Source organism: Acinetobacter sp. ESBL14 (assembly GCF_036668815.1).
GTDB classification, from domain to species: Bacteria; Pseudomonadota; Gammaproteobacteria; order Pseudomonadales; family Moraxellaceae; genus Acinetobacter; species Acinetobacter gyllenbergii.
On sequence record NZ_JAZEVS010000005.1, the window covers coordinates 1 to 17,777 of the forward strand.

Annotated in this window: 19 protein-coding genes and 1 rRNA gene; 11 read left to right on the forward strand and 9 right to left on the reverse strand. The window is 41.0% G+C overall.

From position 1 onward, the window contains the following. The 5 genes from rrf to cysK form a co-directional block, all read left to right on the forward strand. Positions 1-77, forward strand: a 5S ribosomal RNA gene (rrf, locus tag V6E90_RS21900); the annotation flags it as partial. 138 nt (positions 78-215) lie between these two features. After that, positions 216-716, forward strand: a complete 501-nt coding sequence (locus V6E90_RS15130) for a hypothetical protein (RefSeq protein WP_332605821.1) — start codon at positions 216-218, stop codon at positions 714-716. A 452-nt stretch (positions 717-1,168) separates the two neighbouring features. Beyond that, a complete protein-coding gene (locus V6E90_RS15135; protein WP_332605822.1) occupies positions 1,169-1,999 on the forward strand; it encodes a hypothetical protein in 831 nt (276 codons plus the stop codon). A gap of 73 nt (positions 2,000-2,072) precedes the next feature. After that, entirely contained in the window at positions 2,073-2,567 is a 495-nt protein-coding gene (locus V6E90_RS15140; RefSeq protein ID WP_141669912.1) for a hypothetical protein, read from the forward strand. A 131-nt stretch (positions 2,568-2,698) separates the two neighbouring features. Next, a complete protein-coding gene (cysK, locus tag V6E90_RS15145) occupies positions 2,699-3,700 on the forward strand; it encodes a cysteine synthase A (RefSeq protein ID WP_278493787.1) in 1,002 nt (333 codons plus the stop codon). Positions 3,701-3,754: 54 nt separating this feature from the next. On the opposite strand, the gene V6E90_RS15150 is transcribed toward cysK, so the two are convergent. The 5 genes from V6E90_RS15150 to V6E90_RS15170 form a co-directional block, all read right to left on the reverse strand. Next, positions 3,755-4,270 (reverse strand): lytic transglycosylase domain-containing protein, encoded by a 516-nt coding sequence (locus V6E90_RS15150; RefSeq protein ID WP_141669914.1) that lies wholly within the window; start codon positions 4,268-4,270, stop codon positions 3,755-3,757. A 365-nt stretch (positions 4,271-4,635) separates the two neighbouring features. Further along, positions 4,636-5,199, reverse strand: a complete 564-nt coding sequence (locus V6E90_RS15155) for a lytic transglycosylase domain-containing protein (protein WP_016540760.1) — start codon at positions 5,197-5,199, stop codon at positions 4,636-4,638. Positions 5,200-5,514: 315 nt separating this feature from the next. Continuing rightward, complete coding sequence (locus V6E90_RS15160; RefSeq protein WP_016540761.1) at positions 5,515-5,733, reverse strand: DUF2798 domain-containing protein; 219 nt, start codon at positions 5,731-5,733, stop codon at positions 5,515-5,517. Positions 5,734-5,737: 4 nt separating this feature from the next. Next, a complete protein-coding gene (locus V6E90_RS15165) occupies positions 5,738-6,304 on the reverse strand; it encodes a flavodoxin family protein (RefSeq protein WP_016540762.1) in 567 nt (188 codons plus the stop codon). A gap of 11 nt (positions 6,305-6,315) precedes the next feature. Then, positions 6,316-6,807 carry a DUF2938 domain-containing protein gene (locus V6E90_RS15170; protein ID WP_332605823.1) on the reverse strand — a complete coding sequence of 164 codons (492 nt, stop codon included), beginning with the start codon at positions 6,805-6,807 and terminating at the stop codon, positions 6,316-6,318. Positions 6,808-6,888: 81 nt separating this feature from the next. On the opposite strand from V6E90_RS15170, the gene V6E90_RS15175 reads away from it, so the two are divergent. The 6 genes from V6E90_RS15175 to V6E90_RS15200 all read left to right on the forward strand — a co-directional run bounded on the left by V6E90_RS15175 (position 6,889) and on the right by V6E90_RS15200 (position 14,036). Beyond that, positions 6,889-7,296, forward strand: a complete 408-nt coding sequence (locus V6E90_RS15175; RefSeq protein WP_016540764.1) for a helix-turn-helix domain-containing protein — start codon at positions 6,889-6,891, stop codon at positions 7,294-7,296. Positions 7,297-7,444: 148 nt separating this feature from the next. Beyond that, a complete protein-coding gene (locus V6E90_RS15180; protein WP_332605824.1) occupies positions 7,445-8,701 on the forward strand; it encodes an esterase-like activity of phytase family protein in 1,257 nt (418 codons plus the stop codon). Between the two features lie 78 nt (positions 8,702-8,779). Beyond that, entirely contained in the window at positions 8,780-9,994 is a 1,215-nt protein-coding gene (locus tag V6E90_RS15185) for an MFS transporter (protein WP_332605825.1), read from the forward strand. Positions 9,995-10,105: 111 nt separating this feature from the next. Continuing rightward, a complete protein-coding gene (locus tag V6E90_RS15190; protein ID WP_332605826.1) occupies positions 10,106-10,612 on the forward strand; it encodes a hypothetical protein in 507 nt (168 codons plus the stop codon). A gap of 195 nt (positions 10,613-10,807) precedes the next feature. Beyond that, complete coding sequence (locus tag V6E90_RS15195; RefSeq protein ID WP_016540768.1) at positions 10,808-13,189, forward strand: YgiQ family radical SAM protein; 2,382 nt, start codon at positions 10,808-10,810, stop codon at positions 13,187-13,189. Positions 13,190-13,493: 304 nt separating this feature from the next. Beyond that, complete coding sequence (locus V6E90_RS15200; RefSeq protein WP_016540769.1) at positions 13,494-14,036, forward strand: DUF2726 domain-containing protein; 543 nt, start codon at positions 13,494-13,496, stop codon at positions 14,034-14,036. Here the strand turns inward: V6E90_RS15200 and V6E90_RS15205 are convergent. From V6E90_RS15205 to creC, 4 genes are all read right to left on the reverse strand, one after another. Then, positions 14,033-14,386 (reverse strand): RidA family protein, encoded by a 354-nt coding sequence (locus V6E90_RS15205; protein ID WP_016540770.1) that lies wholly within the window; start codon positions 14,384-14,386, stop codon positions 14,033-14,035. The genes V6E90_RS15200 and V6E90_RS15205 overlap by 4 nt on opposite strands. Before the next feature lie 76 nt (positions 14,387-14,462). Then, complete coding sequence (locus V6E90_RS15210; protein ID WP_332605827.1) at positions 14,463-14,666, reverse strand: hypothetical protein; 204 nt, start codon at positions 14,664-14,666, stop codon at positions 14,463-14,465. Between the two features lie 66 nt (positions 14,667-14,732). Further along, positions 14,733-16,121: a cell envelope integrity protein CreD gene (gene creD / locus V6E90_RS15215; protein WP_332605828.1), complete on the reverse strand. Its 1,389-nt coding sequence runs from the start codon at positions 16,119-16,121 to the stop codon at positions 14,733-14,735. A 75-nt stretch (positions 16,122-16,196) separates the two neighbouring features. Continuing rightward, positions 16,197-17,663 carry a two-component system sensor histidine kinase CreC gene (gene creC / locus V6E90_RS15220; protein WP_016540773.1) on the reverse strand — a complete coding sequence of 489 codons (1,467 nt, stop codon included), beginning with the start codon at positions 17,661-17,663 and terminating at the stop codon, positions 16,197-16,199. Between the last annotated feature and the right edge of the window lie 114 nt (positions 17,664-17,777).

Genomic DNA, 17,777 nt, shown 5'->3' on the forward strand with positions numbered 1-17,777 from the left:
CCCGAACTCAGAAGTGAAACCTCTTAGCGCTGATGGTAGTGTGGCACTTGCCATGTGAGAGTAAGTCATCGCCAGCTTTTAAATCTAAACACCCCCTCCGCTTACGCTGAGGGGGTGTTTTTTATTGCGGGCAGAAAAGAAAATAGGAAAAATGTTGTGCACAGTGGTGGTATATTTCACTCATATATAAAACAAATAGCACTAAAAGAGTAAATATGGTTTATAAATTAAGTGATCAGTTAGATCACATTGGTAATTCTCAATATATTTTTGAAGCTTATAACGAATATTTAAGGGAAAATCGAAATAAATTCCCAACGAGCATCTTAGACTTGATCGCCTCTGGGCAGTGGCAGGGTGGAAGTGGTTCAAAGGCTCCGTATTATTGTGAGTTACAGGATATTGAGATCATTGATTTTGGAAAAGCAACAGCTCGTCTTATCCTCACGTTAATAAAAAAAGATCATAGAAATTATAAAGAAAAGCCTTTTCAACTTAGATTGATTTATCAAGGTTTGCTAGAACTGGATATTCCTTATCAAAAAGAGATCTCAGTAAATCCTTTTATGTGGCGCTACGATGAGTTTTTATTTTTTGATCCATGGCGTGGTTATGGACATAATGAGAAAATGTTCACCCATAATATTGAATGGGTTGGGAAAAATGTCTGGTCTATTACAGCAAAGGACTTAATTGCTACTTGGGAAGATTTATGAGCATTGATGAAAGTTTGTTTATTTAAAAATAAATCATCATCTGGAAAAGGCTTTGGTACGAAGAGCATTGCTCTGAGGTAAGATCAAAGCAAGTATCTATAACAATTTGCTGGGGACAAGGGTAAACCACCTGATTGATTCCTGAACTTAGGAGTGAAAGCTCTTAGTACTGATGGTAATGTGATACTTGCCATATGAGCGTAAGCCATCGTTAGGATTAAAATACCAAAATTCCTTCACCTGATGGTTAAGGGTGATTTTTTGTGTGGTCTAAAAAGAAATGAGAGGGAAAAATAGGCTAAACTCTTCGCTTCAGTGAGAGTAAGTGATTTCTGGCGATGGAGTTCATGAATTAATACTAAAAATGATAAAAATATTTGCAGTTTGAGCTGTATATGTAATGATGATGAAGCAACATTTGAATATTTAGAATAGAGTTTATTTGTGTATAGATGCGTAAATTAGTTAAAAAGCGGAAAAAGTATCAGGTTAAACCTACCGATCCAAATAATAGCAATAAATTTAATCAGTTTGAGATGATTGATACCGTTCCGAATAAAGATGGCTCTAAATATGATTTGCCTGTTCATGGTCAGGTAGCTCCTTTTTGGAGGACTATTTTTCAATATTTAACGTTGGTTTTTGCTCTATTTCTCTTATTTATTTTCATATCTCTAGCACTTGTATTCTTAGATGAAATTATTGATCTAGGCCATCTGGATATGGATCAATTTATTGCAGATCAATGGATTAAGTTGCTTTTAGTCGCTTTTATCACGCCTTTATTGATTCTATTTTTCTATTCTAAGCCCAGAGCAGCTCAAAAAAAGGCTGTTAAAAACTACATAATAAACGATGATTATATTGAATTTATCTTATTAGATAATAGCAAAGAATACTTGGAATTTGATCAAGTTACCAATGTAACTATTATTCCCGCAAGGGCTGGTAATTATATATTCTCTGTTCTTTATAATTGTAATAATACGGGTAATCACGTCAAAATATACAATTTATTTGAACCTGATTTCACAATGTTAAGAATCTATCCATTGAAAAATAAAGAATTCATGCTCAGTGTTTTTTTACAGCAGTTAAGGGAAAAGAATCCCTCGGCACATATAGATTCTTTGTTTAGCTTTCTTTTATGTATTGATCCTGAGACATTAATGCTGGATGTGGATCGATTAAATAGAGAAAAGAGGATGAATAATATCTTTTGGCTAGCAATGGCTATTTTGGTTGTTGGATTGTTGTTTTTAATTTTTTGGTATGAGAATTAAGCGCAGAGATCTAAATTTTAGGTGAATTATGTGTTTTGACTTAAAGGTGTTTTATCCACATAAAGAAAAAAATATGACATTAGATAAAGTATTGCTGATTTTCGGTTTTTGTTGTTTAACAATTATAGGGATCTTGTTTTCTATAAAGTCAGTCTATGCTTCCAATTTACTTCATGTTTTTAATTTTTTGGTGCTTTTGGCTATTGTTGGGTATGTGGTCAGAGGAATTAGACGAAAGGGAAAAATACAGAATTTACATGGGAGGTGTAGTGGATCAATCGTTTTTTCTACTTGTAAAATCAAGATTGATGAAAATGTTTATGACTGTAGTGAAATAAAGAGTTTGCTTATTTATAGCCATGACTATAGAGGAAAACCATTGTTGTATTCTATGGATAATATGCTCTCCAATGGTAGTAATAATGAGATTATAGTGAAATTTAAAAATAATAATGAGTCTAAATTTTATTTTATTCAGGAAAATAGGAATGCAATAAAAAAATATTCACCCATATTTGAAAAGTATATTAATGAAGATGGTATATATGTGGACATTGTTGATTTTTGAGATGAGTAATGGATATAAATGATCTCAAAGAGAAAAACTTGTATGATTTTACTTTTTTCTGTTTCCGCTGTAAGGTTATTGTCGGTATATTTTTAAAAACTAATCATAAATAATGATTGAAGGAAATGTCTATGGCAACCGATCAACAATTTCCAGCGCCTGCGAACCTCGGTATCGCAGTGTATTCAAATAATGCCGAAGCGATTGGTAACACGCCTTTAGTTCGGATCAATCGTCTCATCAAAACAGGTGCAACGGTACTGGCAAAAGTAGAAAGCCGTAATCCAGCATTCTCCGTGAAATGTCGTATTGGCGCAGCGTTGATTGCAGATGCGGAAAAACGTGGTGTACTGAAAGCAGGCATGCAGATTGTTGAGCCAACCAGTGGTAATACAGGCATTGCTTTGGCATTCGTTGCAGCAGCAAAAGGTTATCCGATTACCTTAACCATGCCAGCCAGTATGAGCTTAGAGCGTCGAAAAGTACTAAAAGCTTTAGGTGCAGATCTTGTGCTGACCGATCCTGCCAAAGGTATGAAAGGTGCAGTTGATGAGGCTGTTCGTTTGGCCACTGAAAATCCAGAACAATACTTCTTACCTCAACAGTTTGAGAATCCTGCCAATCCACAAATTCATACAGACACCACTGGCCCTGAAATTTGGCAGGCCACCAATGGTCAAGTGGATATTTTGGTTGCTGGCGTGGGAACGGGTGGAACGATTACTGGGATTTCACGTTATTTTGAACAAGTTCAGAATAAAGCACTTTATTCAGTTGCGGTTGAACCTGCAGAATCACCAATCATTACTCAAACTAAACGCGGTGAAAGCATTACACCTGCACCTCACAAAATTCAGGGAATTGGTGCGAATTTTATTCCTAAAAACTTAGACTTAGACCTCGTTGATGAAGTTTTACCCGTGAATAGCGCAGATGCCATTGAGTGGGCAAGAAAGTGTGCAACTCAAGAAGGGATTTTAGTCGGTATTTCGAGTGGTGCGGCATTGGCAGCAGCAGCACAAATTGCAGAACGTCCTGAAAATGCAGGTAAAACCATTGTCGTGATCTTGCCAGATAGTGGTGAGCGTTATTTATCTTCAGTCTTATTTGAAGGTTTGTTTGACGAAGTTTAATTTCGTTATTCAGCCAATAAAAAACCATGCTTGAGGCATGGTTTTTTATTGATTTTAAAGCGCTTTCTTTAAGGTCTTTTCATGACGTTTGACTGAACGTGCATATTTTTTGGCTTTATGACGTGTCCAGAAACTGCGTTCGTAGCCTGTTGGTCCGACATTGTAATAAGCCACCGCTTTAGACCAACTGCCAGCAGATCGATAGTAGGTCGAGAGCACATGTGCACCACAGTTAATATTGACACTCTCATCATAAAGATTACCAGGGCAAGACTGACGCCAATGGCTGGAAATAATCTGGGTTAAACCGATTGCACCTGTTGGTGAACGTGCGGAGCTGTTGTAATTCGATTCTTGGCGGATCAGGGCGGCAAGTAAAGTTGGAGAGACATCATAACGCTCGGCACTTTGAATGATCATTGGCGATAAGCGATTGGCTGTAGTTGGGGAAACCGAATAGGCATTTTGCAAGCCTGAGGAAAGTTGATTTGAGCGATTGGCAAAGGATCCGCTTAAACTGCTACAAGCAGATAGACTGATTGCAAGCACAACAAGACTGATCTTTATAATGGTTGAGGCAAACGGTTTGAAGGTCGTATGTTGATCAGAAGAAGTTGATGTGATGTGCAAAATCAGAACCCGATACCAAACAGAAGTATAAGGATGGTATGCACTCAGTTTAGGTGAGTCAATAGGAGTTATTTTACGGTAATGATGTGACTTGAGTGAGTCATAAAAAAGCCTCGACATCCTGTCGAGGCTTTCTCATATTTGGTTTATTGCCGTCAACTCCTGTCAACGACCACATCCTGTGTGTCTTATTATTCTGAATGAGACATCCTGTCTCTTTATGATTTATAGATTAGGGGAGTTATATCATCTTCGATATTCGCCAATCACCACAATTTCTGTAGGTTTTGACTGACAACAAGTGTTTATAGTGCTTCTTTTAAGCTTTGTTCATGGCGTTTAACTGAGTTGGCATAGCGTTCAGCTTGCTGACGCATATAAGGACTTCTTCGATAACCTGTGGGTCCAACATTGTAATAACCGAGGGCTTTTGACCAATCACCTGTGGATTGATAGTAGTTCGCTAGAATGTAGGCACCACAATTGATGTTGACGTGTTCATCATATAAATCACCAGGGCAGAACGGTTGCCAGAATTTTGGGCGTACTTGGGTTAAACCGACCGCATCTGCTGAAGACCGAGCACGAGTTCTATAGCTCGATTCTTGACGGATCAGCGCAGCCAATAAATGTGGTGAGATATTATGGCGCTCAGCGGTTTGTAGAATGATGGGAGCAACACGATTTGCAGTTGTTGGAGAAACTGAAAAAGCGCTTTGAATGCCTGAAGCAAGTTTTTGCGAGTGGTTAATACTCGGTCCTTTGGTACTGGTACAAGCTACGGTGAGGTGAGTACTGAAAAGAATGACACCTAATTTGGCAAAAGAGATTTGAAAGCGGGAAAAAGAAAATTTCTTGTAAATTATCATCGTGAAACAATTCGACCGTCATTTATAAAACATGCGGATGGTAGGGAGCAAGTCGGTGGCAGTCAATGCAATCTGTAGGGGAAAATCGTTTAGTTTTAGATATTTTGTTGCATAAAAAAGCCCCGACATCCTGTCGAGGCTTTCTCATATTTGGTTTGTTGCCGTTAACTCCTGTCAACGACCACGTCCTGTGTGTCTTGTTGTTCTGAATGAGACATCCTGTCTCTCTATGATTAATATGTTAGTAAATTGATCTCATCAGGTATATTCGCCAATCACTACAGTCACTGTAGGCTTTTACTTACAAAGTGCAAATTAACGTTTTTTGAGAATCCAGCCGACCAACCTTTGTGCAATTGGCGCACAGACCAATACGCTAGGAAAGGCAAACATCCACGCCACAATCCATGCTGACATCCACATCGAAAAGAAGTGATCGATGAAGCCAACTGCCTTCAATGTGGTGATGCCTGAGATTAAAAAAGACATCATGCAGGAGAGAATGAGTGGAAATAATAAACTTGCTGCTTTCACTTGATCATGTTCCTTGATATGCATTTAAGCTGAATGCAAAGTTTTGTCCAAATAACTGAGCGGTTTTAATATCGCCAACATCAAAAGCATCTGCAGCACTGGCATGTTCGGCGTGTGCCATCAGTCCAGACCAAGACCCGAGACGATTGGCGGCTTGTGTATACGGAACACCTTGATGCTGCTCAGGTAAAATCGGGTTGCCGATCCATATCATACCGTGTTGCATCGAAAAGGTGAAAAGTGAAATCAGAGTGGATTGTTTATCCCCTGCGGGCAGTGAGGAAACCGTAAATCCTGCGGCTAATTTTCCTTTAAATGCCTGCTTCTTCCATAAAGGTCCGGTGTTATCCATTAGTTGTTTGAATGTGCCAGAAACCCCACCCAGATAGGTTGGTGAACCCCAAATCAGTCCATCATAGAGACAGAGTTGCTCAGGTTGAGACATTAACTGCTCAGCGGTGAATAAATCAATTTTAATCTGCTCAACTTGAGCTGCACCGAGTTGAATTTGTTGGGCAATAAACTGGGTATGGCCCTGACGGCTATGATAAATAATGGCAATGGATTTCATGGTTTGGCTCCTTATTGGAACAATGCAAGCAATTGGGCGCTGAGATATAAACCGCAGCCGAAAATAGCGTGGTTAATCAGACTTCGTAGACAGTTGCGTAAAGGTTGTACCGTTTTAGCGGAGGCAATGCCTGCCCCCATAGCCGGTTGCATGATGAAAAATGGAATGAGCACTGTGATCACCCCGAAAATAAAGGCAGAGGTGAACTGTGGTTGCAATAACCATGTTTCTCCTATCATCAGAACAAAGCTGAAGGCAAAGAGGATACCGACACTGTAATGTGCCAGCCAACCCAAGGCATATTCATGTCGAATAGTAGGACTTTGCGCAATCGATGCATGGATGAACTTGCCCCGAAAGATCCAGCCCATCCAGCGCCCCAGCAGAGCAAAATTTAAGATGGGCTGATTGAATTTTTTTAAGATAAAAAGCCAAATATCCATCATCAGTGTGGCACCGATACCTAAGCACAGGATTTGAAATAGCAGTTCCGCAGTTCCCATTTTTTCACCTTGATCTTTTTTGCATAAAACGCGATAAAGAGAGTGTGCAAGTTCAAGTCAACTTGAAGTCAAGAGGTATTTATGGATATTGGAGAAGTTGCTAAAAGAGCAAATGTTGCAACATCGACTTTACGTTTTTATGAAGAGAAAGGGCTGATTAAGTCGATTGGCCGTTCTGGACTACGCCGACAATACGGTAAACAAGTGTTAGATCAACTAGCATTAATTGCTTTGGGGCGGGCGGCAGGTTTTTCCTTAACTGAAATTGCACATATGTTTGGAGAAAATGGTCAGCCTGAATTGGATCGAGCCATGCTCAATCAGAAAGCAGAACAACTAGAGCAGATGACCCGACGTTTGCACTTTATTAGCGAGGGACTGAGACATGCCGCGGTGTGTCCAGCAGAGAATCATATGCAGTGTCCAACCTTTCAAAAGTTTTTAAAAGCAGCGATTGCGGGCGAATATCAGCCGACCAAACTTGATTAAGATCGAAGCGATGGCAGTGCAGTGATAGATAAAAAAAGCATTGCGTTACATTGTCATCTTTTCGCCATAAAGACTTCATGTTATTGCAGTAAAAGCGTCATAAAAACTTGTTTTAATTTGCCTAATTTTTTACCAAATGTATAAAACCATGAACAAGAAAACTGTATTGGCGCTTTTCTGTTGTAGCGCTTTGGGTTTAACTGCCTGTAATGATGATGACAATAATCAAGACCACAATACAACGCTTGAAAAAGTCACCGAACCAACACTGATTTCATTCGCCAAGCTTCCTGTCGCAACCTATGCCGCTGGGCCAGATTCAGGTAAAGCGGTCAGTGGTGCCAATGGTATTTATCCACCTTTTAAAGGACAACCTGTACAGGGTTTTTCTGCTGCCTTAAAAAATCAGGATGGCAGTTATATGGCCATGGCGGATAACGGTTTTGGTACTCAAGATAATTCCGCTGATTTCTTATTACGCATTTATAAAATCAAAGCTGATTTTAAAACCAAGAGTAAAGGTTCAGGGCAGGTTTCTGTACAAAGCTTCATCCAGCTACGTGATCCAAATAAATTGGTTCCTTTTGAGATTGTGAATGGCAATACGCCAGAACGTTTATTGACAGGGGCTGACTTTGATCCTGAATCGATGCAGCGTGCGCCAGATGGTACCTATTGGATTGGTGATGAATTTGGCCCATTTTTATTGCATTTTTCTGCAGAGGGCGTGTTGCTCGATGCACCGATTGCTTTGCCCAATCCATTTAATCCAGCTCAAGAATTACGTTCACCACAAAATCAGCTGAATAAAGCCAATATCAATTATGTTGATCCGTTGGTTGGGCGCAGTAGTGGCTTTGAAGGGATGGCGATTTCACCTGATGGCAAATATCTGTATCCACTACTGGAAAAGCCATTGCTGAATGACTCGTCAGGTCGGCTGCTGATCTCCCAGTTTGATCTTCAGAAGAAAGCCTATACGGGGGTTTATTATTGGTTTGTACTGGATAGTAAAGCCACCAATATTGGTGACTTCCAGCTGTTTAATGACAAAGAGGGCATTATTATTGAGCGTGATGTCAGCCAAAATAATCTTGGCGGGCATAAGAAACTGATTCGGGTCAAATTCAATGAACCGAAGCAGGTGGTGGCACGCGAAGACTTGGTCGATTTAATCAAGATTGCCAATCCTCATGGGTTATACGGTACAGCACGGGAAGGGGATATAGGGACAGGCAAGGTGTTTGCTTTCCCATTTGAGACCATTGAAGATGTGATTATCGAAAATGGCACGACTTTGACGGTATTGAATGACAATAATTTCCCAGGTTCATCGGGACGTAATGCCAAACTTGCCGATGATAATGAGATCATTCAGATCCGTTTACCTAAAGCATTATTTTAAACATTTGATAAAAATGGCCGAAATGATCATTCCGCATTTTGGCTGAGGGCGTATACTGGTCGGGCATAAGGAGTCCTCATGTCTGAATCAGTGCTGCGCCCAACCCATATCGAGTATGGTTCAAAATCGTTTACTGCGATTTTATGGTCATTGTTCTTTGCAGGTTTTGCGTCGTTTTCATCGCTGTACTGTGTACAGCCAATGATGCCGATTTTTGCACATTTCTTTCATGTCAGCCCGACCCACAGTAGTTTCCCCTTATCCTTTTCCACCATCGCACTGGCGATTGGCTTACTGTTCACGGGTTTTATTTCAGATCGTTTTGGGCGTAAACCCATTATGGTATGTGCCTTATTGCTGGTCTCGATTTTATTACTGATCAGTGCTTCTTTTCCCATCTGGGAAATCTTTCTGGGTACCCGTGTTTTGATTGGCTTAGCGGTCAGTGGGGTTGCCGCTGTGGCAATGACCTATATCGGAGAAGAGATTGCACAGAAGGATATTGGTTTTGCGATGGGGCTATATATCTCAGGTACAGCCATTGGTGGTATGGGGGGACGTCTGATTGCAGGTGTGTTGGTTGATTTTATTTCGTGGCAATCGGCAACCTATATTATTGGCTTTCTGAATTTGGTGATTGCCTGTTTATTCTATGTACTATTGCCTAAATCGCAGCATTTCAAACCGTTTCCGTTCCGATTTTCACGTTTTAAAGCTGCATTTGAGCAAAATCTAAAAGACCCGAAACTACGCATTTTATTTGCCCAAGGCTTTATTTTGATGGGTTGTCTGGTGACGGTGTTCAACTATATCAGTTACCACTTATTAGAAGCCCCATTTCATTTATCGCAAACATGGATTGGTTTGATTTCAATTGCCTATTTGGCGGGAATTTATAGTTCACCCAAAGCCGCACAATGGTGCTTTAAGTATGGGCGCGATAAAGTACTGCCTGTGTTACTGGTGATGATGATGATCGGTTTATTGATTACCTTGATTCCATCGCTTTGGACCATCCTACTGGGCCTCATCATTTTTACTTTTTCATTTTTTGCAGCACATTCGACTGCAAGTAGTTGGGTCTCGGTCCAAGCAGTGCAGTATCGTGCAGTGGCTTCCTCTCTGTATTTATTCTGCTATTACATGGGCTCGAGCTTATTGGGCAGTAGTGGAGGATTGGTCTGGGAGAACTATGGCTGGACGGGAATAAATCTTATGGTGGCGGTGGTTTTAGCTCTTGGGCTTTTCTTAGCATTGCGCTTGAAATCTTTGTCGATGAAGCCGAAAAACTAAAATAAAACGACAAATAAAGTCGCCTAAACTTGATAAAAGTTGTGAAGATTTAGTAACTTAAATAAGCACCTATTTGGGTGTCGAGATAATATTAAAACTGGGGAAAATAATATGGAATTACATAGTCGCGTTTATTATAAACATCCTGATTCAACAATCATGGGGCAATTAGAAGTTTTATTTACAGCACATCATGGAGATGAAGAAAAGTTCATTCAGACAGCTTTACTCATTAATCCGCAAGCAGATGAGATTACTCAAGAGCTGGTTGATTTGATCGATTCGATTGAACATGATCTTAGGCCAGAGACACTGCACTATGTTGATGGGTTTGCTGTACTAGATTTTACCCATGGCTCAAATGGTGATGAAAATATTGAAAATATTCTATTGTTTTTAAAATATTTATTGCCAGATATTCATGCGCAAGCGTGGGGTTGTGGTGATGATGATCCATGGGAGTTTTGGTTTAAATTTCATGGTGATGAACTCATTCGTGAGGATGACGAACCATATAACGATCCTGATGAAGATGAAGAAATTAAAGCTTCTATTTATACTTGGTGGCATCAAGATTTGCCTACTGAAATCAAAGAAGGCTTTTTGAACGAAGAATAATAATTATCAATATGTTATGACATTATTTCCTCAATCAGTTACAAATACTTTTTGGGGAAATATCACTGTTTGTTTTTTGATCTATAAAAATGAATGAAATTCATGTTAAAATGATCGGCTTTCATTTTAGGGGTTAAAATACCGCCAACCCCGATAGATGTCTCTCCTCCATTTGCTAGCCGAGATTCGCAAGCCATGTCTACTGCCTACACCATGCAGACCGCGCCAAAAGCGCTGTTTGATTACGACAAATATTGGGCGTCGTGTTTTGAACCCGCACCATTTTTGCCGATGTCACGAGAAGAAATGGATCTGCTCGGCTGGGATGCATGTGACTTTATTTTGGTGTGTGGTGATGCCTATATCGACCATCCATCTTTTGTCTCGGGTGTGATTGGACGTGTACTTGAGGCGCAAGGTTTTCGTGTTGGGATTATTGCACAGCCCGACTGGACCAATGTCGAGAGCTTCCGTGTTCTGGGTAAGCCAACCATTGCATGGGGTGTGACTGCAGGCAATATGGATTCAATGATCAACCGTTATACGGCGGATCGTAAAATTCGCTCGGATGATGCCTATTCGCCAAACAATGAACCGAATAAACGCCCAGACCGTGCAGCAACGGTTTACTGTCAACGTTGTCGTGAGGCTTTCCCAGATGTGCCAGTCTTGCTTGGTGGGATTGAAGGCAGCTTGCGTCGTATTGCACATTATGACTATTGGTCAGACAAAGTCCGCCGTTCTATTTTGATGGACTCAAAAGCTGATTTATTGATGTATGGCAATGGTGAGCGTGCGATTATCGACGTGATGCATCGTTTAGCCAAGGGTGAGAAAATCCACGAGATTACGGATGTTCGTGGTACCGCATTTATTATTAATAAACACAATAAAGCATCGAAAGCGAAATTCGTTGAAATTGCCAGTAATGACATTGATACCATTGGCCGAGTTGATCCGATTATCAACCCCTATGTCATGACTGAAGATATTGATGGCTGTGAAGTTGAAAAAGAAAAAGGCAACTCACTGGCACAGTATCAAAACTTCCAAAAAGAAGTGGTTGCTAATCCAATCGTTCGTGAAGGTGATCAGCTCGATCCTGATACCCAAATTGTGCAGTTAAAGCCTGCGCCATCAAAAGCGATTAAACATAAATTGCCGCCACGTGAATTGGCCGTGATTCGTTTGCCTTCTTTTGAAGAGGTGGCTGATGATCATGTGTTATATGCGCACGCTAACCGTATTTTGCATCTGGAAACCAATCCAGGTAATGCGCGTGCCTTGGTGCAGCGTCATGGTGAACGTGATGTGTGGATCAACCCACCGCCAATTCCGTTGACTACGGAGGAAATGGATTATGTGTTTGATCTACCTTATGCACGTTTGCCCCATCCGACCTATGAGAATGCACGTTTCCCTGCCTTTGATATGATCAAATTCTCGGTCAATATCATGCGTGGCTGTTTCGGTGGTTGTACTTTCTGTTCGATCACTGAACATGAAGGCCGTATTATTCAAAACCGTTCTGAAGATTCAATTTTACGTGAAATTGAAAAGATCCGTGACACGGCACCCAATTTCACCGGAATTATTTCAGACTTAGGTGGTCCTACCGCGAACATGTATCGTTTGCACTGTAACGATCCTGAAATTGAAAAGAACTGTCGTAAACCATCGTGTGTGTACCCAGGTGTTTGTCAGAATTTACATACAGATCACGCACCTTTGGTTCAGCTTTATCGGAAAGCCCGTGAAATCAAAGGGGTGAAGAAGATTCTGATTGGTTCGGGTCTGCGTTATGACTTGGCAGTATTGAACCCTGAATATGTCAAAGAATTGGTACAACACCATGTGGGTGGCTACCTGAAAATTGCGCCTGAGCATACCGAAAATGGCCCATTATCGAAGATGATGAAACCAGGGATCGGGACTTATGATCGCTTTAAACAAATGTTTGAGCGTTTCAGTAAGGAAGCAGGGAAGGAACAATATTTAATTCCTTACTTTATTGCTGCGCATCCGGGCACGACTGATTATGACATGATGAACTTGGCGATCTGGTTAAAGAAAAATGGTTTCCGTGCCGATCAGGTACAGACCTTCTATCCATCGCCAATGGCTACTGCGACCACCATGTATTATTCAGGCAAGAATCCGCTGTCTAAAGTGGCGCGCTATACGGAAAATGTCGATATTGTGAAAGGTGAAAAACGTCGCCGTCTGCACAAGGCATTCTTGCGTTACCACGATCCAAATAACTGGCCTTTGTTGCGTGAAGCCTTGAAAGAGATGGGGCGTGTAGATTTAATCGGAAATTCAAAACAGCATTTGATTCCGACTTATCAGCCGCAAGGGACCGCTGAAGGTGAATATAAATCGGCACGTAAAAAGAACTCGTCTGTCGCAGGGGATTCTGCCAAACGTGGTCAAGGGCAATCTCGTTCATCGTCAGGTCAACAGCGTCCACAAAAAGGACAGCTATTGACCCAACACAATGGTTTACCGCCTCGCGAAACGGGTGAGAAAAGACCGTTTTCAGGCAAAGCAAAACCGAAAGCCAAAGGACATCGTTAATTCGAGATCCGTAACAAGGCATGGGATCTCCCATGCCTTGTTTTTATGTAAATGACGAATGGTCGCAAATTCACCGCAAAACTATGGGGTGTAGAAACATAAACTGACAATAACGACTTGAATATTGAATAGCGAATGATTATAAATAAAGAGCAGAGGGCTTTTACGACTTAGGTCGTCTAGGAAAACACGATTAAAAAACTTAAGTTTGCACTGCAAAATGATTTTGCTATCGCTGTTCTTGATTAAAAAAATTGGCTTAAAGCCAAAATGATTATAAAAAATCTAAAGGGATTGGTTAGAAATGTATTATTTTATAACAATAGTTGGGCTGCTGTTGATCACAGCGCTTGCGCTGCGTCGCCTACAACAAAATAGGCGTCAGGATAGTCCACTCAAACGTCGTGGTATTCTCAATATCGCAGAACAAATTACGCTCATGCGTTTACAAGCTGTATTACCACGCCATACTGTTTTGGCGCATGTATCTTTTGATGCCTTACTCACCACCAAATTTGCCCATACGCGTCGTAAGTATCAAGGTTTGGTCGCTGATTTTGTGGTTTTAGATCAACAACATCAAGTACTTGCAGTCATTGAGATTGCAGATGAATCTTATGTCAATCGTTTGCATCAAAAGCACTATCAAGACAGCCTGCTTGAATTGGCAGGCTACCGTGTCCTACGTTATAGCAGCATTCCAACTGAACAAGAACTCAGAGAAGATTTAGTACCAGATCTGTTTGAACCAGCGACTGTTTCAACGGCTTCTACTACAAGCTCAATGTCGATGCCGAAAGTGGATCGCATGATGAAATATAATGATTTCGCGGTGAAATCCTATTAAGGCAGAACTGCAGTGACAGTCATTTCAACCAGTACATCCGGTGTATAGAGTTTAGATTCGACACAGGTTCGTGCTGGTGGATGACCTGCTGCAATCCATGCATCCCATACCGCATTCATGGCTGCATAATCTTTTTCAATGTCTTTTAAAAAGATAATGACCGATAAAATATGGGTTTTGTCGGTGCCTGCTTCTGCCAATAAACGGTCAATATTGTCTAGAGTCTGCTGTGTCTGTGCGGTTACATCAACGCTGGTATCATCAGCCAATTGACCTGCTAAATGAACAAGATTTCCCGCAATGGCAACTTCGCAATAACGTGATGTGACATGAAGGCGTTGCACAGACATAGTGATTCCCTAATCGAAAAAAGTAGAGTAGCGATTGTACTTGATGCAATTCGACAGCAATGTAATTTTCTATAAATTAGGCTAAAAAACTTTCTATTTCCATTAAGTTACGCTGCTGGAAAAATAAAATACAGCCTTGTTGTGGGCAGATAATCACATTTCCCAGATTTAAAAACTGGATTTTGGCTTGTCGCAATTGATTCAGACAGCTTGCAATCGAGCTCTGTAAAGGGCATAGCTGTTTAAGTTGCTTTAAGGCTAAATAAGTCGTTTGGTACATGGTTTTATTCCTGATCAATGTAGTGAAAAGGGGCGAAGACATTACACTTCACCCTTATATATTTTTTTATTGGCTTGGTTGTTCGGATTGGTACCAATTGACATGACGGGTGATGAACATGACACAGGCAATCAGAATAAAGGACAGGATCGAACCGAATAAGAAGGTCTTGCCACTGGATTGCAATAATAGATACATCATGCTGTAGAGCACACCAAGTAGAATCCCGAATAACAGCGCAGGCTTAATCCCTTTCACGACGAAGTATAAGTACCACGTAATCAGACCGACGCAGGCGCAGGCCGCAACCAAATAAGCCAGTGCAAAAGCATAATATTCACTGATTGAAAGCAGTAGCACGAAGAACACGCCTTGTGCCATCGCCACCAAGGCATATTGCACAGGATGGATTTTAAGTTGTTTTAAAACTTCAAATAGGAAGAAGCAACCAAAGGTAATGATGATGACCATGATGCCATATTTTATGGCACGATCAGTCTGGGTATAGATATTGACAGGCTCTAGGAATTGCGTCGAAATGCCTGAAATATTGGATGGGGTGCGGCTATCGTAAGCGGCTTCTGCGGGTGCATTTTCTGCATTTAAGACCTGATAGAAGCACTGGCTATTTTCGCACAGCGACACATTTTCTAAATTACGTTTACCTAGTGCGATATTTTTCCAGTTTGCCTGAAATTGGCGTTTTTCACTGGATTTTTTAAAGGGTAGGCTTTGCCCATCATATTTAACATCGCCCCAGTTGCCCGTGGCTTGATAAGTCATTTCATAACTGGTCGGAATGAAGCTGAATTCACTGAGTCCTTCAAGCTCGAACTGCAGGCCAAACTTAAAACCCTGTTGGAATTTTTGTACCAGTTCAGGGTACTGCTTCGCTGTCAGATGCATCAGGTCAAAACCGCGTTGTCCTTGGCTTTGTTCTGAAAAGTCGAATTTATAGGCCTTACCATCAATATTGAAGATTGGTTTGGCATTCAGCCCTCGCGCATCTTGGATCGGAAAAATAATTTCAGCCTGTTCCCACAAATAATCACGTTTTTCTTCATTATTCACCGCTTTAAATAGGCCTTTGCCAGACATCGAATTTTGATAGCTAATGGCTTTATAGATATTGCGCTTATAAGTGCTGTCCGAAACCTTAAATTGTGCATTCCAGTCGGTCGTTTCAGCCCCGATAGCGACAAATAGGATTTGTGTACAGGGATAACTTTTTTTCTGTTCATCGGTGCAGGTGGTTTGCACTTGGTAAGGTAATTTTAAATAAGGTGCGACGATTTGTTGTGGGCGAATTTGTTCATTGGCGATGTCATGAAGGACTTGCTGTTGGTAGCTTTGACGTTCAGAGACCAAGCCCGAAATAAAAAATAAACCGATATAAAAGATTAGAATCAGGAACAGAATGGCTCCGATTTTAAGACTGATAAAATTGCGGCGCATGTGAAATTCCATGGTCATTATGATCTGACCAGTATCTACAAGGCATATGCGCTTCGGATGCGTTTGCTTTGAAGCTTAAGTGAAGTTTGTGTGAAGTGTGAGGGTCAAGAGTACACCAGATTGATGTGTTGCTAAGAAATCGAGGCGATTTGCCTGAATATTCTGGATACTAATCCGACCGTGGTGCTGCTGAATAATCTGTTTGACGATACTAAGCCCAATGCCGGTACTGCGTTGCTGATTATGCGGACGCGGTAGAGAAAAATAAGTCTCAAATACACGGTTTAAGGCATACTCAGGAATGGCTTCACCCTCATTAAAAAACAACAAAGTGATGCTTTGATGGGTTGGGTCTTGCTGAACTTGAACTGCGATTTTTCCCAGTGGTGGGCAGAAATCTCTGGCGTTATCTAAGAGATTATTCAGCGCTTGTTTCAGCCAAAATGGATCGGCATGAATCGAACAGTGTTGGGGGAGATCAAGTTGTGTTTGGATCTGTTTCAGCTGCAAAGCACTATGTTGTTGCTGAAAGCATTGTTGAATGAGCTCGTTTAGGTCTAAGTTTTGAAACTCTAAAACATGTTGATTTTTTTCGAGTCGTGTTAATAACAACATTCGTTCAATCAAGGATTGCAAACGCTGGCTTTGCTGGATGATATGATGGGCAAACTGTTGCTGATCAGCTAGAGGGATATCATCTTGTAATAGTTCAGCACTGGCTTGAATGGCGGTGAGCGGGCTTTTGAGTTCATGGGTCAATGTATTGACATAGTTCTCCACATAGCCACGATCTTCTAGTTTTTCCCGCATTTCACTCAGTGCCTGAGTCACTTGATTGAGTTCTTTAGCAGAATAAAAGAAAGGTGCCTGATTCACCGGTGCCAACGCCTGTGCATAGCGTCGAACCCGATCAATACTATGCCTGAGCCAATAGGCCACCATACTGGCCAAGAGCAGGCTGAGTGCTGCAATCCAGAGGGCTTGATAAATCAGTTGTTGCTCAGCACGTTCGATATAGGGTTGTACCGACTGATTGGGTTTACCAATACTGACCACACCGAGCAATTGCTGTTGGTAAATAATCGGCGCTGCAATATGCATGATGCTGCTGTTGCGATCATCGGGATTGGTTGCAGTTGAGCGTGCGCCGTATTTACCACGCAGTGTTAAGTAGACATCATTCCATCTGGAATAGTCTTGCCCAACAGCTTGCCCTTCAGAATCATAAATCACGATGCCCTTGGGATCGGTAATGTACAGTTGCTGGTTAATCTGTTCTTTGCGATGCTGCCAAATGGTGGCATTCAGTTGACGAGATAAAGCTGCCTGAATTTTTTGATCAAATTCTGGCGTATCAACCTGATGTTCATAGACATCTTCTGCAATCAATTGGGCAATGATATTGGCATTTTCAGCGAGGGTATCTTCAACCACTTGTCGGACATTGGGCTTGACTTGCTGAGTCAGGGTATAGGCGATAAAGCCCAGACTCAGAACCACCACCAAGCTAAAGAAAAACCAGATACGGACAAAGATTGACATAATCAGAAATGGAATTTTAATTGTTCTGATTTAGTTTAATCACAATACAAAAAAATAGTAAGTAGAAATTGAAAAAATAGAATTTGAACATTATGATTATCAATTTATTAATCA